The 26,906-nt window shown below is 70.3% G+C and carries 28 protein-coding genes and 1 tRNA gene; 15 read left to right on the forward strand and 14 right to left on the reverse strand.

Annotation, left to right across the window (positions count from 1 at the left end; all coding sequences use genetic code 11):
* The first annotated feature begins 77 nt into the window (after positions 1 to 77).
* The 3 genes from MT347_RS02285 (at position 78) to MT347_RS02295 (ending at position 3,421) form a co-directional block, all read left to right on the forward strand.
* Positions 78 to 1,007: an NAD(P)/FAD-dependent oxidoreductase gene (locus MT347_RS02285; RefSeq protein WP_243497700.1), complete on the forward strand. Its 930-nt coding sequence runs from the start codon at positions 78 to 80 to the stop codon at positions 1,005 to 1,007.
* Between the two features lie 225 nt (positions 1,008 to 1,232).
* Positions 1,233 to 2,330: an ABC transporter ATP-binding protein gene (locus tag MT347_RS02290; protein WP_243497701.1), complete on the forward strand. Its 1,098-nt coding sequence runs from the start codon at positions 1,233 to 1,235 to the stop codon at positions 2,328 to 2,330.
* Entirely contained in the window at positions 2,327 to 3,421 is a 1,095-nt protein-coding gene (locus MT347_RS02295; RefSeq protein ID WP_243497702.1) for an ABC transporter permease, read from the forward strand. Before MT347_RS02290 ends, MT347_RS02295 begins: the two co-directional genes overlap by 4 nt.
* Positions 3,422 to 3,502: 81 nt before the next feature.
* Here the strand turns inward: MT347_RS02295 and MT347_RS02300 are convergent, their stop codons facing one another.
* Together MT347_RS02300 and MT347_RS02305 are read right to left on the reverse strand one after the other, a co-directional pair.
* Positions 3,503 to 3,709: a hypothetical protein gene (locus tag MT347_RS02300; protein WP_243497703.1), complete on the reverse strand. Its 207-nt coding sequence runs from the start codon at positions 3,707 to 3,709 to the stop codon at positions 3,503 to 3,505.
* A 318-nt stretch (positions 3,710 to 4,027) separates the two neighbouring features.
* Positions 4,028 to 5,023, reverse strand: a complete 996-nt coding sequence (locus MT347_RS02305; protein WP_243497706.1) for a GTP-binding protein — start codon at positions 5,021 to 5,023, stop codon at positions 4,028 to 4,030.
* Between the two features lie 79 nt (positions 5,024 to 5,102).
* On the opposite strand from MT347_RS02305, the gene ykgO reads away from it, so the two are divergent.
* From ykgO to MT347_RS02320, 3 genes are all read left to right on the forward strand, one after another.
* Positions 5,103 to 5,225 (forward strand): type B 50S ribosomal protein L36, encoded by a 123-nt coding sequence (gene ykgO / locus MT347_RS02310; RefSeq protein ID WP_056226526.1) that lies wholly within the window; start codon positions 5,103 to 5,105, stop codon positions 5,223 to 5,225.
* Between the two features lie 91 nt (positions 5,226 to 5,316).
* Positions 5,317 to 5,625 (forward strand): helix-turn-helix transcriptional regulator, encoded by a 309-nt coding sequence (locus tag MT347_RS02315; protein WP_243497712.1) that lies wholly within the window; start codon positions 5,317 to 5,319, stop codon positions 5,623 to 5,625.
* Positions 5,622 to 5,918 carry a hypothetical protein gene (locus tag MT347_RS02320; RefSeq protein WP_243497715.1) on the forward strand — a complete coding sequence of 99 codons (297 nt, stop codon included), beginning with the start codon at positions 5,622 to 5,624 and terminating at the stop codon, positions 5,916 to 5,918. Before MT347_RS02315 ends, MT347_RS02320 begins: the two co-directional genes overlap by 4 nt.
* Positions 5,919 to 6,161: 243 nt before the next feature.
* Here the strand turns inward: MT347_RS02320 and MT347_RS02325 are convergent, their stop codons facing one another.
* The 4 genes from MT347_RS02325 to MT347_RS02340 all read right to left on the reverse strand — a co-directional run bounded on the left by MT347_RS02325 (position 6,162) and on the right by MT347_RS02340 (position 7,781).
* Positions 6,162 to 6,386 carry an RNA-binding S4 domain-containing protein gene (locus MT347_RS02325; protein ID WP_243497716.1) on the reverse strand — a complete coding sequence of 75 codons (225 nt, stop codon included), beginning with the start codon at positions 6,384 to 6,386 and terminating at the stop codon, positions 6,162 to 6,164.
* Between the two features lie 374 nt (positions 6,387 to 6,760).
* Positions 6,761 to 7,066, reverse strand: a complete 306-nt coding sequence (locus MT347_RS02330; protein ID WP_243497720.1) for a hypothetical protein — start codon at positions 7,064 to 7,066, stop codon at positions 6,761 to 6,763.
* A 95-nt stretch (positions 7,067 to 7,161) separates the two neighbouring features.
* Positions 7,162 to 7,632, reverse strand: coding sequence for a helix-turn-helix domain-containing protein (locus tag MT347_RS02335; RefSeq protein ID WP_308194195.1), 471 nt, complete (start codon positions 7,630 to 7,632; stop codon positions 7,162 to 7,164).
* Positions 7,633 to 7,705: 73 nt separating this feature from the next.
* Positions 7,706 to 7,781 (reverse strand) — tRNA-Met (locus MT347_RS02340).
* 229 nt (positions 7,782 to 8,010) lie between these two features.
* Between MT347_RS02340 and MT347_RS02345 the strand changes: the two genes are divergently transcribed.
* Positions 8,011 to 8,262, forward strand: a complete 252-nt coding sequence (locus MT347_RS02345) for a hypothetical protein (RefSeq protein ID WP_243497730.1) — start codon at positions 8,011 to 8,013, stop codon at positions 8,260 to 8,262.
* A 52-nt stretch (positions 8,263 to 8,314) separates the two neighbouring features.
* Here the strand turns inward: MT347_RS02345 and MT347_RS02350 are convergent, their stop codons facing one another.
* The 4 genes from MT347_RS02350 to MT347_RS02365 are packed head-to-tail and all read right to left on the reverse strand — an operon-like array spanning position 8,315 to position 11,725.
* Complete coding sequence (locus MT347_RS02350; RefSeq protein WP_243497732.1) at positions 8,315 to 9,484, reverse strand: Mur ligase family protein; 1,170 nt, start codon at positions 9,482 to 9,484, stop codon at positions 8,315 to 8,317.
* Between the two features lie 45 nt (positions 9,485 to 9,529).
* Positions 9,530 to 10,369, reverse strand: a complete 840-nt coding sequence (locus MT347_RS02355) for a GntR family transcriptional regulator (protein ID WP_243497734.1) — start codon at positions 10,367 to 10,369, stop codon at positions 9,530 to 9,532.
* Positions 10,350 to 11,255 carry a DMT family transporter gene (locus tag MT347_RS02360; protein WP_243497735.1) on the reverse strand — a complete coding sequence of 302 codons (906 nt, stop codon included), beginning with the start codon at positions 11,253 to 11,255 and terminating at the stop codon, positions 10,350 to 10,352. Before MT347_RS02360 ends, MT347_RS02355 begins: the two co-directional genes overlap by 20 nt.
* A 32-nt stretch (positions 11,256 to 11,287) precedes the next feature.
* Positions 11,288 to 11,725: a MarR family winged helix-turn-helix transcriptional regulator gene (locus MT347_RS02365; protein ID WP_243497738.1), complete on the reverse strand. Its 438-nt coding sequence runs from the start codon at positions 11,723 to 11,725 to the stop codon at positions 11,288 to 11,290.
* A gap of 55 nt (positions 11,726 to 11,780) precedes the next feature.
* Between MT347_RS02365 and MT347_RS02370 the strand changes: the two genes are divergently transcribed.
* Both MT347_RS02370 and MT347_RS02375 read left to right on the forward strand, forming a co-directional pair.
* Positions 11,781 to 12,149 carry a VOC family protein gene (locus MT347_RS02370; RefSeq protein WP_243497740.1) on the forward strand — a complete coding sequence of 123 codons (369 nt, stop codon included), beginning with the start codon at positions 11,781 to 11,783 and terminating at the stop codon, positions 12,147 to 12,149.
* Positions 12,150 to 12,212: 63 nt separating this feature from the next.
* A complete protein-coding gene (locus MT347_RS02375) occupies positions 12,213 to 13,151 on the forward strand; it encodes a hypothetical protein (RefSeq protein ID WP_243497742.1) in 939 nt (312 codons plus the stop codon).
* Between the two features lie 10 nt (positions 13,152 to 13,161).
* Here MT347_RS02375 and MT347_RS02380 read toward each other — a convergent pair whose 3' ends face one another.
* Positions 13,162 to 13,569, reverse strand: coding sequence for a YccF domain-containing protein (locus MT347_RS02380; protein ID WP_243497745.1), 408 nt, complete (start codon positions 13,567 to 13,569; stop codon positions 13,162 to 13,164).
* 141 nt (positions 13,570 to 13,710) lie between these two features.
* Between MT347_RS02380 and MT347_RS02385 the strand changes: the two genes are divergently transcribed.
* The 3 genes from MT347_RS02385 (at position 13,711) to MT347_RS02395 (ending at position 18,014) form a co-directional block, all read left to right on the forward strand.
* Positions 13,711 to 14,187, forward strand: a complete 477-nt coding sequence (locus MT347_RS02385; RefSeq protein WP_243497746.1) for a general stress protein — start codon at positions 13,711 to 13,713, stop codon at positions 14,185 to 14,187.
* 117 nt (positions 14,188 to 14,304) lie between these two features.
* Positions 14,305 to 16,740, forward strand: coding sequence for an ATP-dependent helicase (locus MT347_RS02390; protein ID WP_243497749.1), 2,436 nt, complete (start codon positions 14,305 to 14,307; stop codon positions 16,738 to 16,740).
* A gap of 134 nt (positions 16,741 to 16,874) precedes the next feature.
* The gene (locus tag MT347_RS02395) at positions 16,875 to 18,014 is read left to right on the forward strand and encodes an SseB family protein (RefSeq protein WP_243497751.1); all 1,140 of its coding nucleotides are present in this window, start codon (positions 16,875 to 16,877) and stop codon (positions 18,012 to 18,014) included.
* A 54-nt stretch (positions 18,015 to 18,068) separates the two neighbouring features.
* On the opposite strand, the gene MT347_RS02400 is transcribed toward MT347_RS02395, so the two are convergent.
* Complete coding sequence (locus tag MT347_RS02400) at positions 18,069 to 18,695, reverse strand: DUF1684 domain-containing protein (RefSeq protein WP_243497752.1); 627 nt, start codon at positions 18,693 to 18,695, stop codon at positions 18,069 to 18,071.
* 267 nt (positions 18,696 to 18,962) lie between these two features.
* On the opposite strand from MT347_RS02400, the gene ligD reads away from it, so the two are divergent.
* The 3 genes from ligD to MT347_RS02415 all read left to right on the forward strand — a co-directional run bounded on the left by ligD (position 18,963) and on the right by MT347_RS02415 (position 23,371).
* On the forward strand, positions 18,963 to 19,991 hold the full coding sequence (ligD, locus tag MT347_RS02405) for a non-homologous end-joining DNA ligase (RefSeq protein ID WP_243497754.1): 1,029 nt from the start codon (positions 18,963 to 18,965) through the stop codon (positions 19,989 to 19,991).
* 192 nt (positions 19,992 to 20,183) lie between these two features.
* A complete protein-coding gene (locus MT347_RS02410) occupies positions 20,184 to 22,061 on the forward strand; it encodes an alkaline phosphatase (protein ID WP_243497756.1) in 1,878 nt (625 codons plus the stop codon).
* Positions 22,062 to 22,132: 71 nt separating this feature from the next.
* Entirely contained in the window at positions 22,133 to 23,371 is a 1,239-nt protein-coding gene (locus tag MT347_RS02415; protein ID WP_243497758.1) for a hypothetical protein, read from the forward strand.
* Between the two features lie 921 nt (positions 23,372 to 24,292).
* Here the strand turns inward: MT347_RS02415 and MT347_RS02420 are convergent.
* Both MT347_RS02420 and MT347_RS02425 read right to left on the reverse strand, forming a co-directional pair.
* Positions 24,293 to 25,336 carry an ATP-dependent DNA ligase gene (locus tag MT347_RS02420; RefSeq protein WP_243497761.1) on the reverse strand — a complete coding sequence of 348 codons (1,044 nt, stop codon included), beginning with the start codon at positions 25,334 to 25,336 and terminating at the stop codon, positions 24,293 to 24,295.
* Between the two features lie 5 nt (positions 25,337 to 25,341).
* Positions 25,342 to 26,541, reverse strand: coding sequence for an AI-2E family transporter (locus tag MT347_RS02425; protein ID WP_243497763.1), 1,200 nt, complete (start codon positions 26,539 to 26,541; stop codon positions 25,342 to 25,344).
* Positions 26,542 to 26,906 lie beyond the last annotated feature (365 nt).

Below are 26,906 nucleotides of genomic sequence, written 5' to 3' on the forward strand. Positions count from 1 at the left end.
AAACTCGGTCCCCGGGGGTGCGGTCACCGCCGCGCAACCCCGACTCCCGCCCGGGCCCGCCGCGCGAGGATGACCCCATGACGGTGGATGTGACGGTGGTCGGCGGGGGTATCTCGGGACTCGCGTGCGCGCGTGCGGTGCAGGATGCCGGGCGATCGGTGCGGGTGCTCGATCGTGGTCGACGTGTGGGCGGTCGGCTGTCGAGCCGCACGATCGACGGACGGCCGGTCGACCTCGGGGCCTCGTACTTCGTGGTGGGCGAGGCCGCGGACTTCGGGCATGTCGTCGCCGACTGGGAGGAGCGGGAGCTCGCGCGCCCCTGGACGGACACGTTCCAGGTGATCGACGCCGAAGGCCGGCGCACGCCCAAACCCGGACCGATGCGATGGGCTGCTCCGCTCGGTCTGCGTACTCTCGCCCTGGATCTCGCCGCGGGCCTCGACGTCGAATCCGAGCGGGTCGTCGAGCGGGTGAAACCGTACCGGATCGACGACGAGGAAGCAGGCGAGGTCGTGCTCGCGATGCCCGCCCCGCAGGCCGCGCGACTGACCGGCGACACCCTCGGCGGTCCGCAGGAGTGGGATCCGGTCATCGCGGTCGTCCTGCGGTGGGACGAGCGGCAGTGGGATGCCGACCTGCACGGCGCCTTCGCCGACGGTGACGCCGATGTGTCGTTCATCGCCGACGACGGCGACCGCCGCGGCGACGGCGCACCCGTGCTCGTCGTGCACACCACGGCCGATCACGCGCGGCGACACCTCGACGACCCGGATGACGCGATCGCGCCCGTGCTGGCAGCGACTCGTCGCCTGCTGCGTATCGACGCCGACCCCCTCAGCACGCACGCGCATCGCTGGACCTTCGCGCGGCCCGCACAGGCGACGGGGCACCCCTTCTTCCGCTCGCCCGGGCTGTCCGCGTGCGGAGACGCGTGGGGCGAGAGCGCGGCCGTCCGCACGGCGTGGACGTCGGGCGATGCGCTGGGGCGGGCGCTCGCGGCATCCTGAGATCCGCCCGCCCGCTCCGACATCGATCGCTTGTGCCGCGCCGCCGCGGACGCCCGGCGTCGGCTCTCGCACGAGGATGTCGTCGCGGACCGACGACCGCCGACACGCGCGGGCGTCAGCGCCCGCCCGATAGGCGGTCGAGCCGCGGAAACGCCTGCCGATCCGGTGGGGCCGACCGGTGGAGGGCCGGACGCCGTGTCGGAGACCCCCTCTAGGGTGGGGCGCATGGATGCCGGTATCGACGTCGCAGGAGTCAAACGGTCCTTCGGTGCGGTCCACGCCGTGCGCGAGGTCACCTTCACTGCGGCACCCGGACGGGTGACAGGGCTGGTCGGTCCGAACGGCTCGGGCAAGACGACGCTCATGCTCATGCTCGCGTCGCTGCTGCAGCCCGACGCGGGGCGCATGAGTCTCGGCGGCGTCGATCCCGTGGCCGACCCGGCCGGGGTGAGGCGGCTCCTCGGATGGATGCCGGACTCGCTCGGGGCCTGGCCCAGCCTCACCGCGCGCGAGGTGCTCGTGGCCACCGCGCAGCTCTACGATCTGTCGCGCGATGCCGCGCGTGCGCGCGCCGACGAGCTGCTCGCGCTCGTCGACCTGAGCGCACTCGCCGCGTCGCCGGCCCGCGTGCTGTCCCGTGGGCAGAAGCAGCGGCTCGCCCTGGCCCGCGCGCTCGTCCACGACCCCCGCGTGCTGCTCCTCGACGAGCCGGCGTCGGGTCTCGATCCGCAGGCGCGCATCGCCTTGCGCGTGCTGCTGAGACGTCTCGCGGCCGAGGGTCGTACCGTCCTCATCTCCAGCCACGTGCTCTCGGAACTCGAAGAGGTCGTCGACGACGCGGTCTTCCTCGTCGAAGGACGCACGGTTGGCGGCGACCGTGTCGCTGCGGCGGCCCGCCGCGTGCGGGCATGGCGCGTACGGGTGCCCGTCGACGTCTCCCGACCGATGGATGCCGTGCGTCTCGACGTCGCGGCCGCGCTCGGGCGCACGGGCGATGAGGTGGGTGTCGACCGGCGCGACGTCCTCGTGCCGTTCTCCGACGAGGCCGGCGCGGTCGCCGGGCTCCGGGCGCTGATCAGCGCGGGGCTCCCGGTCGTCGAGTTCGCGCCCGCGGTCGGTGACCTCGAGCACGCCTTCCTCGACCTGGGAGCGCAGGCAGCGGGTGCGGCGTCGCCCGGGGCCGCCACGCAGCCGGTGCTCCCGTCTTCCGATGTGCCCCCAGGGATGACGTCGCCGCCGGAGCCGGTGCCCCCGTCGTCCGAGGTCCCACCGGGGCCGACGTCGCCGCCCGCGAACCGTCCCGACGACGGGAGCGTCGCATGAACCTTCACCGCCTTCGCACGATCATCGGGATCGAGCTGCGTCAGCGCGCGAGATCCGTCGCGTGGTACGTCCTGCTCGGCGTCTTCGCCGTCATCCTGATCGGGCTGCTCGTGCTCTCGTTCGCGTCGTTCGCCCTGTGGACGGGCGGCAACGAGTGGTTCTTCTCGATCGTCATCATGCTGGTGCTGCTGCTCGTGCTGCTGGTGTCGCCGACCCTGAGCGGCAGCGCCGTGAACGGCGATCGGGATGCCGCCACCCTCGCGCCCGTCCAGGTCACTCTTGCGACCACCACCGAGATCGTCGTCGGCAAGTTCCTCGCAGCCTGGATCTCGGGCCTGGCGTTCCTGGTGGTAGCGCTGCCGTTCTTGTTCGTCGCGACATTCGCCGGCGAATTGAACCCTCTGGTGATCATCAGCTCGTTGATGATCCTGGTGATCGAGGTGGGTGTCGTCGCGGCGATCGGCGTGGGACTGAGTGCCGTCGTCGCCCGACCGCTCTTCTCGGTCGCGAGCACGTACCTCCTCATCGCCGCCTTGACGATCGGCACCCTTCTGGCGTTCGGGCTGGGGGCGACGGCTCTGCGCACGACGCAAGAGACGGTGACACGCGACTACGACGTCAGCTCCCTCCCGCCAGGGTGCGACCCGTACGGCCCGGTCGGCACGGAAGGATGCCCCCCGATCGATGAGCTCGGGTGCACCGAGTCGACCTCTCTCAGCGACGTACCGCGATTCGACCGGGTGTGGTGGCTGCTCGCGGCGAACCCGTTCGTCATCCTGGCCGACGCGACACCGCCGACGTACGACGAGGGCTACGGCGCACCGAGCGACCTGTTCTCACAGATCGCCTACGGGGTTCGCATGGCCCAGATCCCTCCCGAGCCTCAACGCGTGTACGACTATTGCTCGCAGTACTACCAGGCGGAGCAGCCGCCGTACGAGACGCCCGAGCAGCAGATCGCGGGAACAGCGCCGAGTTGGTTCATCGGTCTGCTCACGCAGGCGGTGCTCGCCGTCGGGCTGATGGCCTGGGGGATCGCCCGCACCCGCACCCCCGCGAAGCGGTTGCCGCCGGGCACGCGCATCGCGTAGCGACGTCGGCCGACCCACCGGACGAGGGGCGTGAACGACGGCGGGCACCTCATCGACGGATGCCGAGGTCTGTCGGCCCGATCAGGCGTGTCCCTCGGCGGCCGGGAAGCCGGGGTCATCGGCGGGGGCATCGTCATCCAACGCGTCGCCGGTGTGGTCGTCGAGGCTCACGTGCTCCTCGGCCTCGGCTGCGTCTTGGCGGACCTCGTCGGTGACGGCATCCGTGGGGGCGGCGGAGTCGGCGTGGGCGTCGTCGGAGTGGCGGGTCGGGATGTCAGGAGTGCTCATGCGCCAACGGTGCCGCACGGAGCGGGAGCGGTGAACCGGCTTGACAGCCCGGTCGGTTGCGTCGGGCAGCGGCTGTGCCGTTCGGTTCGGGGCGCGGTTCGTGCTTCTGGGGCGGACGCCGTGCGCCCCAATGCGCGAAACCCGCCCCAAACTCGACCTCTCGTAGAAGCCGCCTAGGCTCTGCGCCCGCGGTCGCGCCCACCACCCGGCCCACGGGCCGCACCCACCGCCCGGCCCACCCCCGGCCCACCTTCGCCCCACGACCGCACCCGCCCGACAGTCGCAGCGCGCCGCAGGGCCGGACGCGGACGGATGCGATCAGTCCGCGGCATCCGGAATCGACGAGTCCACCGCGGGCCACGCCGGGAGCGGGTCGTCGAACGTCATCCACGCCGTGGGGCCCGCGGCGAGCTCGTCGTCGGTCAGAGCGGCCTGATCGAGCACGTGCGCGAGCTTCGGCGTCGAGAGGTCGAGGCCCGTGAAGACGATCTCCTGACCCATGCCCATGCGCCCGTCATCCGTTCCCAACGGCTCGATCCACATCGCGGATCCGACGTGTTCCCACCGAGCGAGGACGCCGGGGCGCGACGCCAGGCGGCAGAATCCGGCCGAGCGGACGAGGCGTCCGGCGGCGCCCTCGTCGAGTCGGTCGAGGGCGGTCGACAGGCGTGCGGGGTGGAAGGGCCGCAGCTGTTCGTAGTGCACGGTCATGACGCGGTTGTCGCGCATGTAGGGATCGTGTTCGCCGTTCAGCGCGTGCACCCATCCGGCGCGTTCGAGGATCTCGCCCTCGTGGACGGCGTCGGACCGCAGATCACTGACCGGGTCGCGAGAAAGACGCACGATGGCCGTCGGATTGAGGTGGGATGCCAGGGCCATCTGAACGGCGAGCGCCGGCGTCGGCACCTGCTCCCAGTTGATCCAGACGATCCGGGTCGCCAGCTCCAGTGCAAGCGCCGCCTGCCGGGCGCGTGCGCCGACGTCACTGCGCGTGTCTCCCGAGCGGGCGGATGCCACGAGCGGGGCGTCGTCCAGCAGGTCGCCGATCATGTGACGAGCGTCCACCACGCACACCGCTTCGACCGCGGCACCGCCGCGAGCACCGATCGCGTGGATCAGGTCGACGTCGCTTCCGAGGTCGACGACGACGGTCTCGGCGTCGGTGCGGGGTCGCGGATGGGGGAGGGCGTGCGGGGAGCGCAGGTCGGCGTAGCGCAGCAGGTGCAGCGAACGGTCGAGTGCGATCGCGGTGCGTTCGGCGTACGCGCGGCGTTCGGGGGCGCAGACGCCCGTGATGACGATCGTGCGGCTCATGGCATCCACCTCTCATTTGTCAGGGAGCTTCCGACACCCTACCGTGTTGCTGAGAACGATTATCAACAAGGAGGATGCCATGAAAGTCCGTGCGTCGATCAAGTCGCTCAAGAAGCAGCCCGGGGCGCAGGTCGTGCGCCGTCGCGGTAAGGTGTTCGTCATCAACAAGCTCAACCCGCGATTCAAGGGCCGTCAGGGCTGAGCCTTCAGGGGTCTCGATAACGCGAACGAGAACCGTTCCCGATTACTTCAACGCATTGCAATCTCTGCATATGTGTGGTGTCGTGGATGTCGTGGACAAGATCGCCGGGCTCGATGAGGCCGCCGAGCTGTTCAAGGTTCTCGGCAACGAGTCGCGTCTCGCGCTCGTGTGGCTGCTGAGCCGCGAACCGCTCACGGTCGGCGCGCTCGCTGACCAAGCCGGCCTGTCGCAACCGCTGGTGTCGCAACACCTGCGGACGCTGCGCCAGGCGGGACTGGTGAGCTCGGAACGCGAGGGGAAAGAGATCCGTTACACCCTTGCCGACCAGCACGTCGCTCACGTCGTGCTCGATGCGATCGCCCACGTCCAAGAACCGATAGACCAGGGGAACGAACAATGAGCACCGCTGAGACCCACGCCGAGCACTCCGTCGACGAGCACGCCCACGGCGACGACTGCGGCCACCAGAAGATCGAGCACGGCGACCACGTCGACTACGTGCACGGCACCCACCACCACGCGCTGCACGGCGATCACTACGACGAGCACGAGTCGAAGGCCGAGCACGGTGTCGACGAACACCGTCACGGCGACGACTGCGGGCACGAGAAGATCACGCACGACGACCACGCGGACTACGTGCACGACGGACACCGTCACGCGCTGCACACCGACCACTACGACGAGCACTGAGGTGTAGCGGCATCCCGTGTCACGAGCACGGGATGCCGTGTCGGGGGCCCGCTCTCTCCTTCGGGGAGGCGGGCCTTTCGCGTGTCGGTCGGGCCGTTGGGGGACCGTTCAGCCCCGGTTGGACCCGCGCACTTCGCTTCCGGGTGCGGCTCCAGGCCGCAGGACGGCGAGGGGGCGACGCGCTGAGCGTCGGAGCGAGGCACGCGCGCTTCGCGCTCGTTCTCTCTCGCCGTGCGTTGGCTTTCAGGCCTGGACGCGGAAGGAACGCCCCTCGAAGGTCACGACATCGCCGACCTGCAGCTGCCGCCCGCGTCGGCGGTCGATCTCGCCGTTGACCTGCACATAGCCGTCGATGATCGCTTCCTTCACGTCGCCGCCGGAGTCGAGGACGCCGGCGAACTTGAGGAACGGGCCGAGGCGGATGCTGTCGCTTCCGACGGGAACGTCCTGGGGCGCGGGGGAGCTCATGTACCCAGCATGACAGTTGTCAGGCGACCGGCGAGGGCTAGGAGGGGCTGATCCACCGGGCCGGAACGTCTCTCATGGGGAGGGCGTGGTCGGAGGTGATGGCATCCTGGGCGAAGGAATCGAAGAACACGACATCAGGTCGGTCGAGGCGTTGTCCAGGAGCGAATCCCGCAGGAACGTCGCGGCGGCGACATTCATCGCCGGAGCGAAAGGATCAGCGCGCCGACGTGAGGATTCCAGCCGGCGCGCGCCAGGGCGCAAGCTCGGGTCGCGGGCGAGGCGACCGGCGCTGCAGAGGTCCGCAGAGTTCCCGGTGATCAGCTGACCGGCGCCCCCGACAGCCTGTTCCTCGTCGGAGATCGCGCCCACCGGCATCACCGATCTGCGGCGCGACGCCACTGGGCCACCAGCGGCGGAAGATGCACGGTGAGCGTCGTCCAGAACACTTCGTCGTTCATGGCTCGGTATCCCGCGTGAGACGCGATGTGGCGGGTGGTGCGGATTGCGCGAGCGACGTCTTCCGAAGTGTCGACGAGGAACGGTGCGAACTCTTCCGACTCGAACAACGCCGCTGCGCGGATGATCGCCATCGACCCTGTCGCGTACGCGGGGGAGTTGCGCACAAACGCCGAGCGCCCGCCGCCGGAGGCGTGCGCCAGAAATGAGTCGATCGCATCCAAGCTGTCACGAAAATTCGCGCGGGTCTTCTCGCCGGCCCAGGGGTCGACATCTCGCCGCGGTGCGCGAACGAATCGTGTGTCATCCGCCGAATCCGTCACAGCGGCACCGATTCGATGTCGTCCAGGAACTCCGGGCGGCTGTCGTCGTCGATCACGACGTCGACGGGGAACCCGGTGAGCACTTCGACGGCATTCTGAAACGCGGCGATGTCGAAGTAGCTTCGATTCGGGTCGAGCCGCACGAGCATGTCGATATCGGACGTGAAGTGGTCTGTTCCCCGCGCCGTCGATCCGAACACGCGGATGCCACGCACGCCGTGCCGCGCCCCCTCGTCGATGATCGACCGGGCCGAGGTTTCCACCGCGATGCTGGGGCGGTAGTCGGCGGCCCGAAGGATGCGCTCGAGCACGTCCGAACCCGGAGTGCGCCGTCCGGACTCGATCGCCGCGATGTTCGGCTGACTCATCCCGACGGCTTCGGCCAGCTGTGCTTGGGACATTCCGATATCTGCTCGGGCGGCGCGGATGAGATCCGATGCGCGGTGGCGAGCAAAGCGGTCCGGCACGATATACCTCCGAGATATAAAGTACGCCAGCGCGTTCGGACTTCGAAAGTGGTGTGAGCCAGCTCTCGACGAGTGGACGCGACGGCGGGAGTCGAACCCGCCACGCCTTCGGTTATGAGCCGAGGCCCGGGACCGCCCGGATCGCCGCGATGTGCGCCCACGCTAACCCGGGCGTCGTGTGGGCGCGGCGGGGCGTTGCGACAAGTGACGTGATGTGTCGCCGTGTGGCGCATCGGCGGCGGACGTCGGGCGGCGTCGACGGGGTCGAGACGCGTGCGCCCCGTTATCCGCGGGAAGGTGCTTGCGTGTCGCGCCCCGATCTGAGTTGGATCGGTGAGGACTCGCCGGTGACAGAGCGGGCGATACAGAGGGGGCATCATGACGAACGAAGAATCCGACCTCAGCTACGACCCGGATGGTGGCTACGACCCGGATGGTGGCTACGACCCGGATGGTGGGTACGACCCTGACGGTGGTTATGACCCGGATGGTGGTTATGACCCTGACGGTGGTTACGACCCGGATGGTGGTTATGACCCTGACGGTGGTTATGACCCTGACGGTGGTTATGACCCGGATGGAGGGTACGACCCCGATGGCGGTTACGACCCCGACGGCGGACACGCCTGAGGATCGATGAACCTGCGGCGCCCGTCTTCGAAGGGCGCCGCAGGTTCATCGGTCACGACATGGCTTGTCGAAGGATCTCTCGATCGTCGTGCGGCAGGCGCTGCGTCCCCACGATCTGATCGCTTTCGTCGCCCTTTCCGGCGACGAGCACGAGGTCGCCGGCGCGCGCTATGTGCACGGCAGCGAGGATGGCATCCTTGCGCGCGGGGATCTCGACGCAGTCGGGAACCGCGACGCGGATCTCGGCGCGAATCCTCTCGGGCGGCTCCCGACGCGGGTTGTCGTCGGTCAGGATGACCACGTCGGCCAGCTCGGCGGCGATCGCCCCCATCTGGGCGCGCTTGCCCCGGTCTCGTTCTCCGCCGGCCCCGAACACCAGGATCACGCGTCGCTCGGTGCGGGCTCGCGCCGCGCGCAGCGCTGTGCGCAAGGCACCGGGATTGTGCGCGGTGTCGACCATCGCTGTCACGCCGTCCGCCTGGGCGATCACCTGCAGCCGCCCCGGAGGCGGTTCCACCCGAGCGAGAGCGTCGGCGACGGCGCCGGGATCGCCGCCCGCTCCGATGACGGCCGCCGACGCGAGAAGCAGATTCGTCACGGCTACGGTGTGCACGGTCGGCAGCGACACCCGGTACGCCGCCGCGCCGACCCGGAGATCGCCGTGCATTCGACCTTCGTTCTCGACGGCGTCGTCGAGATGAATGTCGCCGCCCTCGCCGACGGTCACCAACCGGATGCCCCGGCGGGCGACGGCGTCGCGGACGAGATCGCCCTGCGCGGAATTGGTCGCGATGATGGCGACACCGTCGGGCCGCAGGTACTCGGCGAACAGTCGGAGCTTCGCGTTCCAATACCCCTCTACGCTGCGGTGGACATCGATGTGGTCTCTCTCCAGACCCGTGGAGACGGCCGTGTCGACCTCGACGTGCTCGAAGAGTCCATCGGCGAGGATTCCGACGAACGCCTCGAGGGAGATCGCCTGCGCGCCCGCTGCGACTTGAGTTCGAATGAGGTCGGGGAGATAGTCCGGCGAGCGGCGGACATTGCTCTTGTGCGCGACGCCCTCGACGTCGGTGATACCCGTCGAGTCGTATCCGGCGGCGCGCCAGCCGATCAGGTTCATCACCTGACGGGTCGCGGTAGCGACGCTCGTTTTGCCGTTGGTTCCCGTTACCGCCGAAATGATCGGCCGCCCGATCGGCGGGTCGATGGTGAATGTCATGGCGCCCCCAATGCTCGGTACGTCGCCATCATTCCACCGCCGGAATCACCCGCCGTGTCGGCTGTCGAGAATGGACCGCGTGGAATGGTCGAGGTGCGCGCGAACGGCGTGCTCCGGGTCGGCCAATGCCTGCTCCACGTAGGTGTGATGCTCCGCGGTCAGCGCGCCGGGGAAATACGCCGGTCGTACGTGGCTGAGCAGCAAGCGCATCTCGAAGTCCAAGCGTCGGTACGCTTCCGCGATCCGCGGGCTGCCGGCGGCATCCACCAGCGCCAGGTGCACCCGCGCGTGCGCGGCGAGGGTGGCCGGCCAGTCGCCCGATGCCTCCGCCACGTCGAGGGCATCGAGGGCGTCATCGATGTCGGGGGGACGGATGCCACGGTCGCGCACGATCCGCAGAGCCTCCGTCTCGAGGGCGCACCGCAGCTGTTGCAGAGCGATGAGCGCATCGTCGTCGAGCAGTGACACCCGCACTCCGCGGTAGGGCTCGGCCGTGGCGAGACGCTCGGCGGTCAGGCGTGCCAGGGCCGTGCGCGCGGTGTGCCGGGAGACGCCGTGCGTGGCGCTCAGGTCTTCCTCGCGGAGGGGTGTGCCCGGGGCGAGGTCTCCCGAGAGGATCGCGGCGCGGATCGTGTCGGCCAGCCGGTCAGCGGCGCGGGGGCCGGGAGCGCGCGTCGCGTCAGGCGCCGACGGCTGCGCGGTGGGGCGGGCAGTGCTCGGCCCGAGGGCGTCGGGTGCGGCGCCCGTGCCCGGCCTGAGGGCGTCGGCTGCGGAGCCTCTGCCCCGCGCAGGTTGGTCGGGTACGGCACCCGGACCGACCGCGAGTTCGTCGGGCACGGTGAGGTCGTCGCCCGACCGGGGCTCCTCACGCCCGGGCCGCGGCATCCGGAACCTCCCCCCGCCGGCGCGATGGAACCGACACGACGGCCAGGCCCACCGCGATGAGCGCGAGGCCCAGCGCGCCGACAGGGGTGAGCTGCTCGTGCAGCACGAACAGACCGAGAAGGGTGGCAGCGAGGGGCTCGGCCAGGGTCAGTGTCGAGACCGTGACGGCCGTCAGGCGCGCCAGCCCCCAGCCGAAGAGCAGGTAGGCGACCGTCGTCGTCACCACACCCAGCCAGAGCGCGAGCGCGAGACCGCTGGGCGTGAGCAGCCATGACGCCCCGGCGATCAGAAGGACCGGCAGGCTCGCCACGGCGGCGACGCCGAAGACCGTGCCCATGACGCGAGTCGAGTCCCACCCCCTCTCGAGCAGCGCCTTTCCACACACCGTATAGAGGGCGTACGACATTCCCGCCCCGGCCGAGGCGAGGAGGCCGCCGGGGGCGAGCGCGACCGCCCCACCGGTCACGCCCGACACCAGCACGACGCCGGCGAGGGCGATGGCGGTGGCGAGCATCCATCGCGTCGAGGGTGCGCGGCGCCGGCGCACGGCATCCACGATCCCCGTCGCGATCGGGGCCGATCCGAGGGCGACGACGGTGCCGATGGCGACGCCGTTCTCCCGTGTACCGAGGAAGAACAGCGGTTGATAGGCCAGGACGCCGACTGCGCCGACGGCGATGAGCACGGCCACCGGGCCGCGCGAGGCCGGGCGCGAGGATGCGGGGGCACGTCGGAGGAAGGCGAGCAGGCCCAGGATGCCGCCGCCGACGACGATTCGCGCGGCGCCGACGGCGAGCGGAGAGGCGTCGACACCCGCGAGCGCCTGCGCGGTGCCCGTGGTCGAGAAGCACAGCGCCGCGGCGAGGACGGCGAGGGCGGGGAGCATGAGGAGATTGTTACACAATCCGCGGCTCGAGATTAGTCGCGCAGAGCGTGCACCATCGAGCGCAGGGCGTGCAGGGCGGCCGACTGCTCGGCATCCGTCATCCCGCTGAGCATGCGCTTCTCGACCGAGCGCACGGCTGCGCTCGCCGCGTGGAGCGAGCGCCGGCCCTTGCTGGTGAGGCGAGTGGGGAGTGCCTTGCCCACGGGGGCCGCGTCGGGGCGTTCGACGATTCCCTCGCGCTCGAGCGACTGCAGGAGCACGTTCATAGACTGTCGGGTGACGAACGCGCCGCGGGCGAGGTCGGAGTTCGTCAGGCCGGGTCGCTGGGCGAGCAGCTCCAGGCACGAGTAGTGGGTGACCGTCATGCCCAGGGGGCGGAGGACATCCTCCATCGAGGCGCGCAGCGCGCTCGCCGCCTCTTTCAGGAGGTACCCGAGTGAGGTGTCCAGGTCGATCGCCTCTTGTGCCATGTCAGTATTCTGACATACGATTTATGTCAGGTAACTGACACTCAAGGAGTTCATCATGCCCGTCACCGGTCCCGACTTCCTCTCCCTCCAGGTGCGCGACCTCGCTGCCTCGCACGCTTTCTACGAGCGCTACCTGGGGCTGCAACGCTCGCCCGCGGGCCCCCCGCACGCGGTGGTGTTCGACACGGCGCCAATCGCCTTCGCCCTGCGCGACCTCGCGTCCGGCACCGACCTCACGGGCGTCGCCCAGCCCGGTATCGGGGTCGCCGTGTGGCTGCACGCCACGGACGTGCAGCAGATCCACGATGCGCTCGCTGCCGACGGACACACGATCGTGATGGGCCCCATCGACGGTCCCTTCGGACGCACCTTCACGTTCGCCGACCCCGACGGATTTCAGGTCACCTTGCACGACGGGGCCTGACCGGCCGCGGTGCGCGCCCGACGCGCGGTCGAACGCCCCAGGGACGGCGGGTAACGTAGGCGCATGGCGACGACGGCGGGGCGAGGCATCCTGGCCCTCGGCGTCATCGGAATGCTCCTCGTCTCGGGGGCGATCCTCGCGGTGGTGGTCGATCCGTTCGCCCGCCAGCCGATCACGGTCGGCCCGACGACCCAATGGTCCGCTCGTCTTCTCCTGGCGCTGGGCGTGGTCTGGGTCGGCATCGGCATGGTGGCCGCCCGCACCCGGCTCGTCCGCCGACCGGGGGCCGCCGCCGCCCGCGCGACCTGGATCGCCTCGTCGAGGCCCTGGCGGGCGCGGGAGTCGAGCCTGGGCCTGCTCCTGGTCGATCGCTGGCTCATGATCCTCGTACCCGGCGGCGTCCTCGTCGCCACGCGTGTGGCGCAGACCCCGCGCGACGGGCTGTGGAGCGTCGCGCTGGCGATCGCGGGCTGGCTGCTACTCGCCGTCGCGGTGCGCCTGCTCCTCGGCCGCCGCTCGCCCTGGCCCGTCATCGCCGCGGTCGGGGGTGCCATCGTCCTGCGATGCGTCGTCGCGCTTGTCCCCGTGTCGCTGTCGGGGCCGGACGGCGTCTGGCATCACCTGTGGTCGGTACCGGCCCTCAGGATCCTCTACTCGGCGCTCGCGTTCGCACTGGTGGCCTGGGTGTTCATCGCCGCCGGCTGGTCGCTCGCGGCGCAGATCGGATCGCGTCGCGCGGTGGGCGTCGCGCTCGCCGGAGTGGGGCTGGCCTCCGCTCTACCGGCGGCGACCATCGGGATGGTGGGGGCGCGCACCGCGCTGCGCTCATGGAACGAGCAAATCGGCATCCTGCCGTGGGAGCTCGCCCGCCTGACCGGCGCACGCGACGGGGCGTTCCCCGTCGAGGTCGTCGCCACCACGGCGGTGGTCAGCGTGATCGTCGCCGTCGTCGGCATCCTGCTCGCTCTTCCGAGCCGCGCCTACGTCCGCTCCGCGCGCTGAGTCCGGCCGCTCAGCGCCCGAGCGTCTTATCGAACGGCCCGCCGCGGCGGATGTCGCGCACCTCCGTACCCAGCGGCATGAGCGACACCGGCACGAGCTTGAAATTGGCGATTCCGAGCGGGATGCCGATGATCGTCACGCACAGCAGGATGCCGGTGAAGATGTGGCCCAGCGCCAGCCACCACCCGGCGAGAACGACCCACACGATGTTGCCCAGGAGGGAGCCGATACCGGAGGTCGGCTTCGTCACCGTCTCGCGGCCGAACGGCCACAGCGCGTAGAAGCCGATGCGGAACGATGCGATCCCCCAGGGGATCGTGATGATGAGGATGCAGAGCACGACGCCCGCGGCGAGATAGCCGAGGAAGAGCCAGAAGCCCGACAGGACCAGCCACAGGATGTTGAGGATCAGGCGCATGGGTCCATCTTCGCGGTTGCGGCTGGACGGCATCCATGATTTGACACGGGTTCATCTATCCGGGTGAAGACCCTCGCGCAAGCGCCCTCGGGGTGTCACCTGCCCCGTCTAGCGTGAGGGCACCGAGGGAAGGAACCCATCATGTCCGACGTCACCCGTGCCACTCCGGAACGCCGCATCCTGTCGAGCTTCAGCGACTACACCGGGGCGCAGGCTGCCGTCGACCGCCTCTCCGACGCCGGCTTCCCCGTCGAGCACACCGCCATCGTGGGGCACGACGTGCGCATCGTCGAGCAGGTGACCGGGCGTTTGACGCGCGGTCGCGCCGCCGGTCTCGGTGCCGCATCGGGAGCATGGTTCGGCTTGATGATCGGTGTGCTGATCGGGCTGCTGACCCCCGGCGGATTCCTCGGGTTGCTGCTGCTCGGACTCGTGATGGGTGCGGTGTGGGGAGCGGTCTTCGGATTCGCGGGCCACGCCTTCACCGGCGGGCGTCGCGACTTCTCGTCGGTGCAGGGCTTCGAGGCCGAGCGGTGGGAGGTGACGGTGGATGCCGAGCACCTCTCGCGTGCACAGTCGCTGCTGTCGTCGGGGGCAGCGGGCGAAGCGCGCGCCTGAGAGCCGCTGCCGCCCCGGTGCGGCGATGCTCGACCGCCGAGACGCGAGGATACTGCGCCTCGGCGTGGACAGCCGTCGGGGCCGATGTCGGAGGCCCCGCCTAGACTTGACCCCGCCATGACCGATGCCTTCACGCCCCTCATCGTCGACGGCCCTCTGCCGTCGGCGGCCAGACCCGACGCCGACCTCCTCGAGGGGTTGAACGGTCCGCAGCGCGAGGCCGTGACGTACCGCGGCCAGGCGTTGCTGATCGTGGCGGGAGCCGGATCAGGCAAGACGAGCGTGCTCACGCGACGCATCGCGTCGTTGCTGCGCACGCGCGAGGCGTATTCGAGCCAGATCCTCGCGATCACGTTCACCAACAAGGCCGCGGGCGAGATGCGCGAGAGAGTGCACCAGCTGATCGGCCAGAAGTCCGACGGCATGTGGATCTCGACGTTCCACTCCGCGTGCGTGCGCATCCTGCGGCGTGAGGCCGAGCAGTTCGGCTTCACCAAGGCGTTCACGATCTACGACTCCGGCGATTCGCGCGCGCTCATCAAGCGCCTCGTCAAAGAGCACGAGGGCGATTCGTTCGGCCTCACCCCCGCCGGTACGCAGAGCCGCATCTCGAAGCTCAAGAACGAACTGGCGGATGCCGAGTCGTACGCGCGCTCCGCCAACATGAGCGACCCGGCCGAGCGGGTCTTCGTCGAGATCTTCGCGTCCTATCAGCGGGAACTGCAGCGGTCGAACGCCTTCGACTTCGACGACCTCATCGCGCAGACGGTCTACCTGTTCCGCGCGTTCCCGAAGGTCGCCGACGTCTACCGCAAGCGGTTCCGCCACATCCTCGTCGACGAGTACCAAGACACGAACCACGCGCAGTACGCCCTCATCCACGAGCTGACCCGGCCCGTCGGCTCCGACGCCGAGCCGTTCTCGTCCGGCGGCATGATGATCTTCGACGCGGAGCCGGCGGCCGACGAGGCGGCATCCCTCACCGTGGTCGGTGACTCCGACCAGTCGATCTACGCCTTCCGCGGCGCCGACATCCGCAACATCAGCGAGTTCGAGCGCGACTACCCGGGCGCGAAGGTGGTGCTGCTCGAACAGAATTACCGGTCGACGCAGAACATCCTGTCGGCGGCCAACGCGGTGATCTCGAACAACTTCGACCGCAAAGACAAGAAGCTGTGGACCGACGTGGGGGCCGGCGATCCCATCATCGGCTTCACCGGCTACTCGCAGCACGACGAGGCGCAGTTCGTCGCCGACGAGATCGAGGCCCTGCACAAGAAGGGTGTCGACTACTCCGGCGTCGCCGTCTTCTATCGCACCAACTCGCAGTCGCGTGCGCTCGAAGAAATCTTCATCCGCTCGGCCGTTCCCTACAAGATCATGGGCGGCACCAAGTTCTACGAGCGCGCCGAGATCAAGGACGCCCTCGCCTACCTCGTCGCGGTGGCCAACCCCGCCGACGGCATGGCGGTGCGCCGCATCTTGAACCGTCCGCGCCGCGGTATCGGCGATGTCACCGAGACCGCGATCGCCCGCTACGCCGCCGAGCACGGCATCACCTTCCGTGACGCCCTGGCCAATTCGGGGCAGATCGGCGTCGGGCCGAAGCTGCAGAAGGCCATCGATCAGCTCGACGCGGTCCTCACCGAGGCGACCGTCGTCATGCTTCCGGCATCCGGAGAGCTCGCCCCCTCGACGTCGGTGACCGAGGGACTCACCCTGCTGCTGAACAAGAGCGGCTACTTCGACGCCCTCCGCGCCAGCCGTGACCCGCAGGACGAGGCGCGCCTCGAGAACCTCGACGAGCTCGTCGCGGTGACCCGGGAGTTCGCGCGCAACAATCCCGAGGGCACCATCATCGACTTCCTCACCGAGGTCACCCTGGTGGCGGATGCCGACGACCTCGACGACGCGTCAGGCTCGGTGTCGCTCATGACCCTGCACACGGCCAAGGGACTCGAGTACGACGCGGTGTTCCTCACCGGCGTCGAAGAAGACCTGCTGCCGCATCGCATCTCGGCCAACGAGCCCGGCGGTCCGCAGGAGGAGCGGCGCCTGTTCTACGTCGGCATCACGCGCGCCCGCAAACGCCTGCACGTCTCTCTCGCGATGACTCGCGCCCAGTTCGGCGAGGTGACCGTGGCCATGCCGAGCCGCTTCCTGCAGGAGATCCCCGCCGATCTCATCGACTGGCGTCAATCGCCGGGCGACGTGAACGGCCGCGGCGGCTCGCAATCGCGCGCGCTGAACGCCCGCGGGCGACGCCCCGGTCAGGCCGGGAGTGGCGGCAACCGCTACGGCGACGACCTCGTGCCCCTGCCCAAACGCGCGCCGGCCGATCCGAGCAAGTTCCCCAACCGCATCCCGGCCAAGGTGCGAGATAACGGCGACCTGCAGCTCGCGGCGGGCGACCGCATCCGTCACGACGACTTCGGCGAGGGTCGTGTGGATGCCGTGACCGGCGAGGGGGCCAAGCGCGTCGCGCACGTGCGCTTCGACACCGTGGGGCCGAAGAAGCTGCTGGTCAAGATCGCGCCGATCGCGAAGCTGTAGCACGGACACCCGGGGAATTCGGGGCGCGTTCTGCCGTTCGGAGCGCCATGCGCGCGCCCCACCGTGCGGAATGCGCCCCACACCGCGAGGGCTCCCCGGCCGGTCAGTCGAAGCGCCACGGCTAGGCTGGCCCAATGGCTCTCTTCTCGCGCCGCAAGAAGTCCGACTCCGACGACGTAGCGTCCGGCGACACATCGGTCGATCGTCCCGACGCGACGATCGAACCGGGTGAACAGCCCGTCGACCCCACCGGCCCGAGCGATGCCGCTCCGGCCACGCCCACGGCCACCGCCGGCGGTGACAGCCCGACCGCCCCCGCCGAGGTGACCCCGACGGTCGGCATCTCGATGTCGTCGTTCCGCGGCGTCGGAGCCGGACCCGAGACCCCCGCCGAAGCGTCGGCTCCGCCCGTCGCGGCACGCCCGTCGGCACGACAGCCCGGTGAGATGGTGGCCCCGGAGGCTCCCGAGACCATGCCGGGTTTGCGTGACAACGTGCTGCTGGCCAACGCCCTCGCCGAGATCACCGGCGTGGCCGAGCCCGCCCAACTGCTCAACGTCGCGCGACAGCTACTGCAGGGACACGTCTTCCTCCGCGTGAAGGGCGATGCGCGCGCCCTGATGGCCGAGGGGAAGGATCTGCCCCTCGCCGTCGCCAACAACGGCGACGAGCAGCTCGTGATCGGCTACAGCGGCGGGATGGCTCTGCGGGCCAGCGTCGAAGCCGACGGCGACCGCGACACCTCGGCGATGGCTCAGCCCGTCCTCGCGCTCCTGCGCCACATCATCGACGGCCCGTACGCCGGGGTCGTGCTCAACCCCGCGGCCGCGGAAGGGCGTGCCGTTCTGCCGAAGGCGCTTCTCGAGCGGATGGTCGCCGAGGTCGACCCGGAGCTGCGGATCAAAACGGCGCTGTGCGAGGCGCGGACCGAGTCCACGGCATCCACCGTCGTCGACGCGATCGTGGCCGATGCGCCGATGTGGATCGCCGTCAACCAGACCGAAGAGGGCGGCCCCATGGGCGTCGCGGAATCGCGATCGGCCACGGGTGAGCGCTTCCTCGAAGTGTTCTCGCACCCCCTCGAACTGCTCGCCCTCGGTCGCGGCGACCAACCCCTGCCGATCCGCACCGCGCAGCTCTCCAAGGCGCTGGCGACGGATGACGGGTTGACCGGCGTCCTGATCGACCCAGCCGGACCGTGGATCCGTCTCGGGCGCGACGAACTCGCTCCGGTGATCGCCCTCGCCGCCGAGGATGACGCGCCGACCGCCTGAGATCTCGACACGAACGGGCCGCACCCCTCGGGGAGCGGCCCGTTCTCAGTCGGGTCAGACGCCGTACATCTCGCCGACCGGGACCGTCACGGGCAGGACGTTCCCGGCCGGAGCGAGCGGGCACGCCCACATCGGGTCGTAGGCGCACGACGGGTTGTACGCGAAGTTGAAGTCGATGACGAGGCTGTCGGGTGTCTCCCCGCGGCCGAGGTCGGCACCCTTGACGGTGTCGAGCAGGTAGCGCCCGCCGCCGTAGGTTCCGCCGGGCCGGCCCGCCGTGGCATCCCGGACCGGGACGAACAGGCCGCCCCCGTAGGACGTCAGCCGCCAGACATCCAACGACCCGGTGTCGGGCAGGGCCACGCGCCCGATGCGCTCGAAGCCGACCTCGCCGTCGGTCCCCGTGGTCGCGACGAACGATGCCTCGTCGGCGTCGAGCAGCGGCACCTCGAAGCGCCAGGCCGCGTCGTAGGGCGCGAGCGGCAGTCCCACGAAACCCTCGCGCTGCTCCGGCAGAAGCGGGGTGGCCGGGTGGTCGGCGAAGAGCGCGTCGCGCTCGATGCGCCAGAGCTCGTGCGCGTCTTCGGGGTCGTCGGCCTGGCGCACCGCGTCATAGAGCGCGAAGATCCGGAGGCGCCAGTCGGCGATGTCGAGGGCGGTACGGCCGGCGGCGGTGGTCATGCATCGAGCGTACGGGGATGCCGTCGGCCGGGGCTCGACACGACCCCGCTCGCCCGGTGAGTGAGGGGCGAACCCCTCCCCGGTGAGCCCGCTTGCGCGCGGCGGGGGAGGCCTCGGGCAGAGCGCAACGGGCAGACACGGCACCGTCGTGCCGGCCCTCGCGCAGCGCGACGGCCTCCCGGTGCGCCCGCTCTCGCGCGGCGGGGGAGGCCTCGGGCAGAGCGCAACGGGAAGACACGGCACCGTCGCGCGCACTAGCGTCGGGGCATGGCATCCCCCCGCATCACGCTGACCGTGCCGGGCCCCGAGGGCGACCGCGAGGTGAGCATCTCCAACCCCGATCGCGTGCTGTGGCCGGAGGTGGGCATCACCAAGCGCGAGCTGGCCGAGTACCTCATCGCCGTCGCCGAGCCCTTCATCGCCGCGAACGGGCACCGGCCGGTGTCGCTCGAGCGTTTCCCCGAGGGTGTGGGCGGCAAGGCGTTCTTCTCGAAGAACCCGCCGAAGGGGGCGCCGGCCTTCGTGGAGGCCGTGACGGTGACGTACAACAGCGGGCGCCGGCATCCGCAGCTTTTCCTCGGTGAGATCGCGTCGGCGGTGTGGGCGGCGCAGATGAACACGATCGTGTTCCACCCGTGGGCCTCGCTCGCGAGCGACGCCGACCATCCGATCGAGCTGCGCATCGACCTCGACCCTCAGCCGGGCACGGGGATCGCCGAGGCGGTCACCGCGGCTCACGAGCTGCGGGCCGTGCTGCACGAGGCAGGGCTGGAGGCGTGGATCAAGACCAGCGGTAACCGCGGCCTGCACGTGTTCTGTCCCATCGAGCCGACGCACGAGTTCCTCGACGTGCGGCACGCGGTGATCGCCGCGGCCCGCGAGCTGGAACGACGGATGCCGGATGCCGTGACCACCAATTGGTGGAAGGAGGAGCGGGGCGAGCGCGTCTTCGTCGACTTCAATCAGGCGAACCGCGACCGCACGATGGCGGGGGCGTATTCGCCTCGCGCGCTGTCCACCGCGACGGTGTCGACGCCGGTGTCGTGGGACGAACTCGACGGCCTCGACCCGCTCGCCTTCACCGTGCGCTCGATCCCGGGGCGGTTGGCATCCGTGGGCGATCCGTGGGCGGGGTTCGGCGAGAAGCCCGGGCGCATCGACACCCTGCTGCAGTGGTGGCAACGCGACCTCGACGACGGTCTCGGCGAGCTGCCCTTCCCGCCGGAGTTCCCCAAGATGCCGGGAGAGCCGCCGCGCGTGCAGCCGTCACGGGCGAAGAATCCGTCGTCGGACTGAGGCGGCATCGTCGCATTTTCGCGAAAGGGATGCCAGCGCACATCCGAGTGTTCACCGAACAGTGAGGACACCGGGTGAACGTTCATCTCCGGGTGTCCTGAGATTCGTTCTCACGAGAGGACCTTCCGTCACCGTGGATTCCGACCGGCCCCCCGGCGGTCGGTGAATCCCATACGAAACGGAAGCGAACACATGAACAAGCGCACGACCGGACGTACGCGTCGTCTGATCGTCATGAGCACCGTCGCGGGCGTCGCGCTCGGTGCCACCCCCGGCGTCGCCGCCTCGGCGGAGACCACGGAGACCCCCGCCCCCCAGAACGTCATCGTCCTCATCTCGGACGGTGCCGGCTACAACCAGTTCGACGCCGCTCGCCTGTACGACAGCGGCACCAGTTACCAGCAGGTCGAGGTCGCCCCGAACTCCGGTGCCGCCACGAAGGTGCCCGGTACCAAGAGCGAGGTCTACGACGACTTCCCCGTGCAGCTCGCGCAGTCGCACTACTCCGCGGGCGGTCGCGCCGCGTACACGCCCGAACAGGCCTGGGGCGACTTCTCGTGGGTGGCATCCGGTGCGACCGATTCCGCCGCCGCCGGCACCGCGCTGGGCACGGGCGTGAAGACCACGAACGGCACGCTCGGTTTCTCCGCCGACGGCACGCGCCTGCTGACCGTCGGCGAGCAGGCGATGGAGGTCGGCAAGAAGGTGGGTCTGGTCACCAGCGTCCCCTTCAACCACGCCACCCCCGCCGGCTTCATCGCCCACAACAAGAGCCGCAACGACTACCACGGCCTCGCCACCGAGATGATCGACTCGGGCGTCGACGTGCTCATCGGCGGGGGACACCCCAACTACACGGATGCCGGCACCTCCCGGGCGTCGCACTTCGGTGCGGGGTCGTGGATCTCGCAGACCGATTTCGACCGTGTCACGCAGGGCAAGACGCCCTTCTCGTACGTCGAGAGCAAGGCCGACTTCGAGCGCGTCGCGGACGGACAGAACGTGCCCGACAAGCTCTTCGGCCTCGCTCGCGTCGCCGAGACGTTCCAGTACAACCGTCCCGGTCTGCAGAACAAGAACGTGCTGCCCTTCACCGACGCGGCCAACGCGGACGTGCCGTCGCTGGCCACCTCCACCCGGGCCGCGCTGAACGTGCTCGAGAAAGACGACGACGGCTTCTTCCTCATGGTCGAGGGCGGTGCGGTCGACTGGGCCGGTCACGCCAACCAGACCACCCGCATCGTTGAGGAGCAGCTCTCCTTCAACGACTCCGTCGACGCCGTCACCGACTGGGTCGAGAAGAACTCCAGCTGGGACGAGACGCTCGTCGTCGTCACCGCCGACCACGAGACCGGCTACCTCGCCGGCCCCGGAGCCGGTGCCGAGAAGGGGTGGACCGCCCTCACGGGTGTCGAAGGCCAGCTGCCGAACGTGTCGTGGCACTCCGGCGGGCACACGAACGCGCTCGTCCCGCTGTACGCGAAGGGCGCCGGCTCCGAGGTGCTCACGGCTCGCGCCACCCAGTGGGACTTCGTCCGCGGCGCGTACCTCGACAACACCGACCTCGGCAAGACGATCTTCGACGCCCTCGGGCACGCGGATGCCGAGGGGGACGCGGTCGGCGTCGAGGCGTCGGTGCCCCTGCCCGCCCAGGCCGGTCAGCTGAGCCTCGCTCTTCCCGACACCGACGGCCCCGTCACCTTCGCCGGTGACGCGGCGTCGCAGCAGGCCGCGCTGCCGGAGGTCGTCGTGAACGACTCCCGCAATGAGGCGCAGGCGCAGGGTCGCGGGTGGACGCTGTCGGGTTCGGCGTCGGCGTTCGTCGCCGGTAACCGCTCGTTCGGTGCCGACAACCTCAGCTGGACGCCGAAGGTCGTGCGCTCGGCCGCCGGTGCCGCAGCCGGTGGCACCGCAACGCTGGACAAGCCCGCCACCCTCGCCGACGCCGGTCGCGTCGAGCGTGTCGGCGAGACCGTCGTCGCCGCGGACCTGGCGCTGACCATACCCGCGACCGCCGAGAGCGGCCGCTACGGCAGTGAGATCACCCTGACGCTCTTCGCGAAGGACTGATCCCCTCCGGCCGGTGCGCTCCCCGACGGGGGCGCACCGGCTCCGTTCGTCCCCCTGACCCGAGGATTCCCGTGTTCTCCCGCACCTCTGCTTTCGCTGCGGCCGTCGCCGCTGTCCTGCTCTTCTCCGCCGCGCCGGCGGCTGCTGTTCCGTCTTTCTCTGCCGTGCCGGCGGCTGCTGCTCCGTCTTCCTCCGTCGTGCCGGCGGCTGCTGTTCCGTCTTTCTTCGCCGCGCAGGTGGCTGCTGTTCCGTCTTTCTTCGCCGCGCCGGTTGCTGCTGTCCCGTCCTTTTTCGCCGCGCCCGTGGCTGCCGTCACCGTCGACCCGGCGGCCGCGTCACCGTCCGCCGCGCAATGGTCGGTCTCGCCGGCGAGTTCTGCCGGCCCCGACGGGCGCATCTCGCTCCGTCACACCATCGACCCCGGCGCCGGTATCGATGACGCCATCGCCGTCTCCAACCTCGGAGCCGACCCCGCAACCTATGTCGTCGCGCCGGGTGACGGTGTCGTCGGCGACAGCGGCGCGTTCGACATCGCCGCGGGCGACCCGCAGGACTCCGGTGCCTGGATCACGGTAGGCGGACTGGATGCCGGAGCGGTGACGGTCGCGCCGGGGGAGACCCGGGTGCTTCCGGTCCGGATGGACGTGCCCGACGGGGCAACCCCCGGCGACCACCCCGCGGGAATCGTCGTCGGGGTCACCCGTTCGAGCGACGGGGTTGCCGTGACCAATCGGGTCGGCGTGCGCGTGCACCTGCAGGTGGCCGGCGACATCGTTCCGACGCTGCGAGTCGACGACGTCGCCGCGACGTTCACGCCGTCCTGGATCCCGTTCGCTCCCGGCGTGCTCCGCGTCGAGACGCGGGTCGAGAACAGCGGCAATGTGCGGCTCGGCGCGCTCGCCGCTGTCTCGGAAACCGGCGTCGACGCCGCATCGCTCGCGGGCGATCCCGCTGAACTGTTGCCGGGCGACGCGGCGACCCTGGTGACCGAGACGAGCGCGTGGCCGGTCTTCGCCCTCGTCGGCACGTCCACCGTGCGTCCCGTCGTCCTGGGCGACGACGCGATCGCCGCCCCCGCTCTTGTCGAACAGGGATTCACGACCGCGGCGGTGTCGTGGTCGGGCCTCGCGGCGCTGCTGCTGCTCGCGGGCGCGATCGTGGCGGTGGTCATCGTGCGTCGGCGCGGGCGTCGGAGGGCGAATGCCGAGGTGCCGGCCGGCGCGGCGACGGCGGCGTCTGAGTCCGCCGGGCGGGTGGAGCCGGCTGAGCGGGTGCCGGCGGCTGAGCAGGTGGAGGCCGAGGCGCGGTAGCGGGTGGAGTCGGCCGAGCGGGTGGCGGCCGGGGCGCGGTCGCGGGTGGGGTCGGCTGAGCGGGTGGAGCCGGCTGAGCGGGTGGCGGCCGGGGCACGGTCGCGGGTGGAGCTGAGACGGCGGTGGCCGGGGCTCGGTCGCGGCGCGGAGGCTGGGAACGGCCGGGGCGCCGGCCCGTGCGAAGCGACCTGTGCTCTTGGGCAGCAGGGTTCGGTTCGGGGCGGGATCGGCGTTGCCCGCCCCGATGCGCCGAGAATGCCCCCAAGTCGGCTTCGCACGGGAAGCTATAGCGCGGGGCGCGGGGCGTCGGTCGCGGGGCTCGAGCGAGTGCGGGAGCGGCTGCGGGGCGCAGAATGTGCATTGGGGCGTCCGCTGCCCGCCCCGGTGCACATTTTGTGCCCCGTTCGTAGTTGCTGCACGGGCTGTACGATGCGAGCGGATCCCGAGCGCGGCGAAGGTGGTGGCGAGGCGGGTCGGCGGCGCTGGGTGGGTCGGCGTGGAAACGGGGCATCGGTGGCGGCCGGGCGGCTGCGGGGTGCGGGAGTGGCTGCGGGGCGCGGAATGTGCACTGGGGCGTTCGCTGTCCGCCCCGGTGCACATTCTGCGCCCCGTTCGTGATTGCTGCACGCTGTGCGGTGCGCGCGGATGCCGAGCCGCCCGAGGGTGGCGGCGAGGCGGGTCGGCGGCGCTGGGTGGGTCCACGTGGAAACGGGGCATCGGCGGCAGCCGGGCGGCTGCGGGGTGCCGGAGGGGGTTCGGGGCGCGGAATGTGCATTGGGGCGTCCGCTGCCCGCCCCGGTGCACATTTCGCGCCCCGAACCTGGGCTCCGGAGCGAGCGAGCTCCCGGATCCGCGCCACCCCCGCTCCGACAGGCGATGGCCGCGTGGCCCTCACGCGGGGCGGTCACGGCGAGGCGGCTCTCAGTCGAGCACGCCGCCGAGGTCGTACGAACTCACCGTCTCGAGCTGCGCGAAGGTGCACGAGCGGGCGTCGCGGTCGGGTCGCCACCGGTCGAACTGCACCGTGTGGCGGAAACGCATGCCCTCGAGCTGGTCGTAGCGCACCTCGAGGACGAGCTCCGGGCGCAAGCGCACGAACGATACGTCTTTCGACGCCGAGAAGCGTGAACGATCGGTCTCGCCGACGACGGCGGCGCCGTCGGCATCCCGTTCGACGAGGGGAGCGAGCTCGTCGATCAGTTCTTTGCGCCGCGCGTCCGTCCAGGCCGATACGCCGCCGACGCCGTGCAGGCGTCCTTCGTCGTCGTAGAGCCCGACGAGCAGAGAACCGACACCCTGGCCCGACTTGTGGATGCGATACCCCAGGGCTACCACATCGGCGGTGCGCGCGTGCTTGATCTTGAACATCGTGCGCTTGTTCGGCGCGTACGGCTGCGTGAGCGGCTTGGCTACGACTCCGTCGAGTCCGGCGCCCTCGAACTCGGCCAACCAGCGGCGAGCGAGGTCGGGGTCGTCGGTGGTGCGCGTGACGTGCACGGGGTGGGGGACGGCGCCGAGGAGGTCTTCGAGCTGGGCGCGGCGCTCCGAGAACGGCTCCGCCTGAAGGTCGCGGTCACCGCGCGCGAGCAGGTCGAAGGCGATGAACATCGCCGGGGTCTCTTCCGAGAGCATGTTCACCCGGGAGGCCGCGGGGTGGATGCGCTGTGACAGCGCCTCCCAGTCGAGGCGCTGCGCGCCCGGCTCACCGCGCGCGACGACGACCTCGCCGTCGATCAGGCACGGCTCGGGCAGGATCTGCGCGAAGGCGGTGACGAGCTCGGGGAAGTAGCGAGTGAGCGGTTTTGCTCCGCGGCTGCCGATCTCGACGTCGGTGCCGTCCCACGACACCAGCGCCCTGAAGCCGTCCCACTTGGGCTCGTAGCTGAACCCGCCCGCGACCTTCTCGTGCTCGGGCACGGCGGGCACCGACTTCGCCAGCATCGGTGCGGGGATGTCGTAGGCCACTGCGGTCAGCTTTCCTTGCCGTCGCGGCCCGCGTCACCCTCGGAGCCCGAGAGGGGCACGGGATTCTTGCGCTTCTTGCGCTGCGCCCATTCGGCCGGCTTGTCGTCGCCGTTCCATACGGTGATGATGCCCCAGACGACCGCCGTGAGGGGGACGGCGAGGAGGGTGCCGAGGATGCCGCCGATTGCCGTCCCGCCGGCCAGTACCACCAGCACCACGAACGAGTGCAGCTTCATGGAGCGGCCCATGAGCACGGGCTGCAGGAAGTTGCCCTCGAGCTGGTTCACGAGGACGACGACGCCGACGACGATCAGCGCCACGATCGGGCCGTTGGTGACCAACGCCACCAGCGCCGCGAGGATGCCGGCGGTCACGGCACCCACGATCGGGATGAATGCGAGCAGGAACACCAGCACCGCGAGCGGCAGCGCGAGGGGCACCTGCAGGATCGCCAGACCGATGCCGATGCCGATGGCGTCGACCGCGGCGACGGATGCCGTGCCGCGCACGTACGAGCCGAGAACGGTCACCGTCTTGTCGCCGATGCGGCGGGCGCGGTCGTAGTGTGCGCCGTGGAAGGGGCGCAGCACGAACTCCCACATGCGGGGGCCGTCCTTGAGGAAGAAGAAGAGGATGACGACCATGAGCACGAAGCCGGTGACGAACGACGCGACCGCGCTCACCCCGGCGAGGGCGCCGGTGCCGAACTGGGCGCTCGTGACGAAGTCGCCGATGCCCTGGAGGGCCGCGTTCACTTGATCGGGCGAGATCGCGAACGGCAGCGTGTGGTACCAATCCTGGGCCTTCTCGAAGCCTTCGACGGCCTGCGAGCTCAGCGAGTCCCACTGGTTGATGACGGCGTTGACGACCAGCCAGCCCAGCGCCGCCAGCACGACGACCACGGCGAGCAGCGTCAGTAGCGTCGCGATGACGGAGGGCACCCCCTTGCGTCGCATCCACATCGTGACCGGGCCGAAGGCAGAGGCGAAAATCAGCGCCAGTACAAGGGGGATGATCACCAGCGTCACCTGACCGATGCCCCAGATGAGACCGGCGACGAGGACGACGACGATGATGATCTGCACGGCCCGCACGGCCAGGCGGCCGAAACCATCGGCCCACAGGCTCTTCGGTGGTGCCTGTACCGCCTTGGCGACGGATGCGACCGCGTCGCGAGGCGCGGAATGACGAGAGAACAGGCCCATGGTCACACGGTAGCGGGGGCCTCCGACATCGGCTGCGCTGTTGCGCCGCGCCCTGCCACGGATTAGGGCCGCAGACACGTGGCATCCCGTGGTCGGACCTCGTCGCCGGCCCAGGCGGCGCTGCCCCGCCGCGGGTACGTGGCATCCCGTGGTCGATCGGCGCCGCTCGCCGGGCGGCGCGTCTCCGCCGGGGTGACCGGCATTCCGAAACCGTATGCGTGCGCGAGACCGCATGCGGTGGGCATCGCGCCCGTGCAGTCTCGGCGAACCGGCTACGGTTTCCGCGAACCGCGAACCGCGAACCGCGAACCGCGAACCGCGAACCGCGAACCGCGAACCGCGAACCGCGAACCGCGAACCGCGAA

This window comes from Microbacterium sp. VKM Ac-2923 (assembly GCF_022815605.1).
GTDB lineage: Bacteria > Actinomycetota > Actinomycetes > Actinomycetales > Microbacteriaceae > Microbacterium.

Bases quoted from the DNA above. Each gene is read 5' to 3' on its own strand.
- MT347_RS02365 (WP_243497738.1), bottom strand. From the start codon at position 11,725: ATGGCACAAGAGGCGATCGACCTGGACACCTCACTCGGGTACCTCCTG.
- MT347_RS02390 (WP_243497749.1), top strand. From the start codon at position 14,305: ATGACCGATGCCTTCACGCCCCTCATCGTCGACGGCCCTCTGCCGTCG.
- MT347_RS02360 (WP_243497735.1), bottom strand. From the start codon at position 11,255: ATGCTCCCCGCCCTCGCCGTCCTCGCCGCGGCGCTGTGCTTCTCGACC.
- MT347_RS02370 (WP_243497740.1), top strand. From the start codon at position 11,781: ATGCCCGTCACCGGTCCCGACTTCCTCTCCCTCCAGGTGCGCGACCTC.
- MT347_RS02285 (WP_243497700.1), top strand. From the start codon at position 78: ATGACGGTGGATGTGACGGTGGTCGGCGGGGGTATCTCGGGACTCGCG.
- MT347_RS02300 (WP_243497703.1), bottom strand. From the start codon at position 3,709: ATGAGCACTCCTGACATCCCGACCCGCCACTCCGACGACGCCCACGCC.
- MT347_RS02400 (WP_243497752.1), bottom strand. From the start codon at position 18,695: ATGACCACCGCCGCCGGCCGTACCGCCCTCGACATCGCCGACTGGCGC.
- MT347_RS02375 (WP_243497742.1), top strand. From the start codon at position 12,213: ATGGCGACGACGGCGGGGCGAGGCATCCTGGCCCTCGGCGTCATCGGA.
- MT347_RS02320 (WP_243497715.1), top strand. From the start codon at position 5,622: ATGAGCACCGCTGAGACCCACGCCGAGCACTCCGTCGACGAGCACGCC.
- MT347_RS02345 (WP_243497730.1), top strand. From the start codon at position 8,011: ATGACGAACGAAGAATCCGACCTCAGCTACGACCCGGATGGTGGCTAC.
- MT347_RS02410 (WP_243497756.1), top strand. From the start codon at position 20,184: ATGAACAAGCGCACGACCGGACGTACGCGTCGTCTGATCGTCATGAGC.
- MT347_RS02385 (WP_243497746.1), top strand. From the start codon at position 13,711: ATGTCCGACGTCACCCGTGCCACTCCGGAACGCCGCATCCTGTCGAGC.
- MT347_RS02325 (WP_243497716.1), bottom strand. From the start codon at position 6,386: ATGAGCTCCCCCGCGCCCCAGGACGTTCCCGTCGGAAGCGACAGCATC.
- MT347_RS02395 (WP_243497751.1), top strand. From the start codon at position 16,875: ATGGCTCTCTTCTCGCGCCGCAAGAAGTCCGACTCCGACGACGTAGCG.
- ykgO (WP_056226526.1), top strand. From the start codon at position 5,103: ATGAAAGTCCGTGCGTCGATCAAGTCGCTCAAGAAGCAGCCCGGGGCG.
- MT347_RS02350 (WP_243497732.1), bottom strand. From the start codon at position 9,484: ATGACATTCACCATCGACCCGCCGATCGGGCGGCCGATCATTTCGGCG.
- MT347_RS02295 (WP_243497702.1), top strand. From the start codon at position 2,327: ATGAACCTTCACCGCCTTCGCACGATCATCGGGATCGAGCTGCGTCAG.
- MT347_RS02425 (WP_243497763.1), bottom strand. From the start codon at position 26,541: ATGGGCCTGTTCTCTCGTCATTCCGCGCCTCGCGACGCGGTCGCATCC.
- MT347_RS02305 (WP_243497706.1), bottom strand. From the start codon at position 5,023: ATGAGCCGCACGATCGTCATCACGGGCGTCTGCGCCCCCGAACGCCGC.
- ligD (WP_243497754.1), top strand. From the start codon at position 18,963: ATGGCATCCCCCCGCATCACGCTGACCGTGCCGGGCCCCGAGGGCGAC.
- MT347_RS02355 (WP_243497734.1), bottom strand. From the start codon at position 10,369: ATGCCGCGGCCCGGGCGTGAGGAGCCCCGGTCGGGCGACGACCTCACC.
- MT347_RS02290 (WP_243497701.1), top strand. From the start codon at position 1,233: ATGGATGCCGGTATCGACGTCGCAGGAGTCAAACGGTCCTTCGGTGCG.
- MT347_RS02380 (WP_243497745.1), bottom strand. From the start codon at position 13,569: ATGCGCCTGATCCTCAACATCCTGTGGCTGGTCCTGTCGGGCTTCTGG.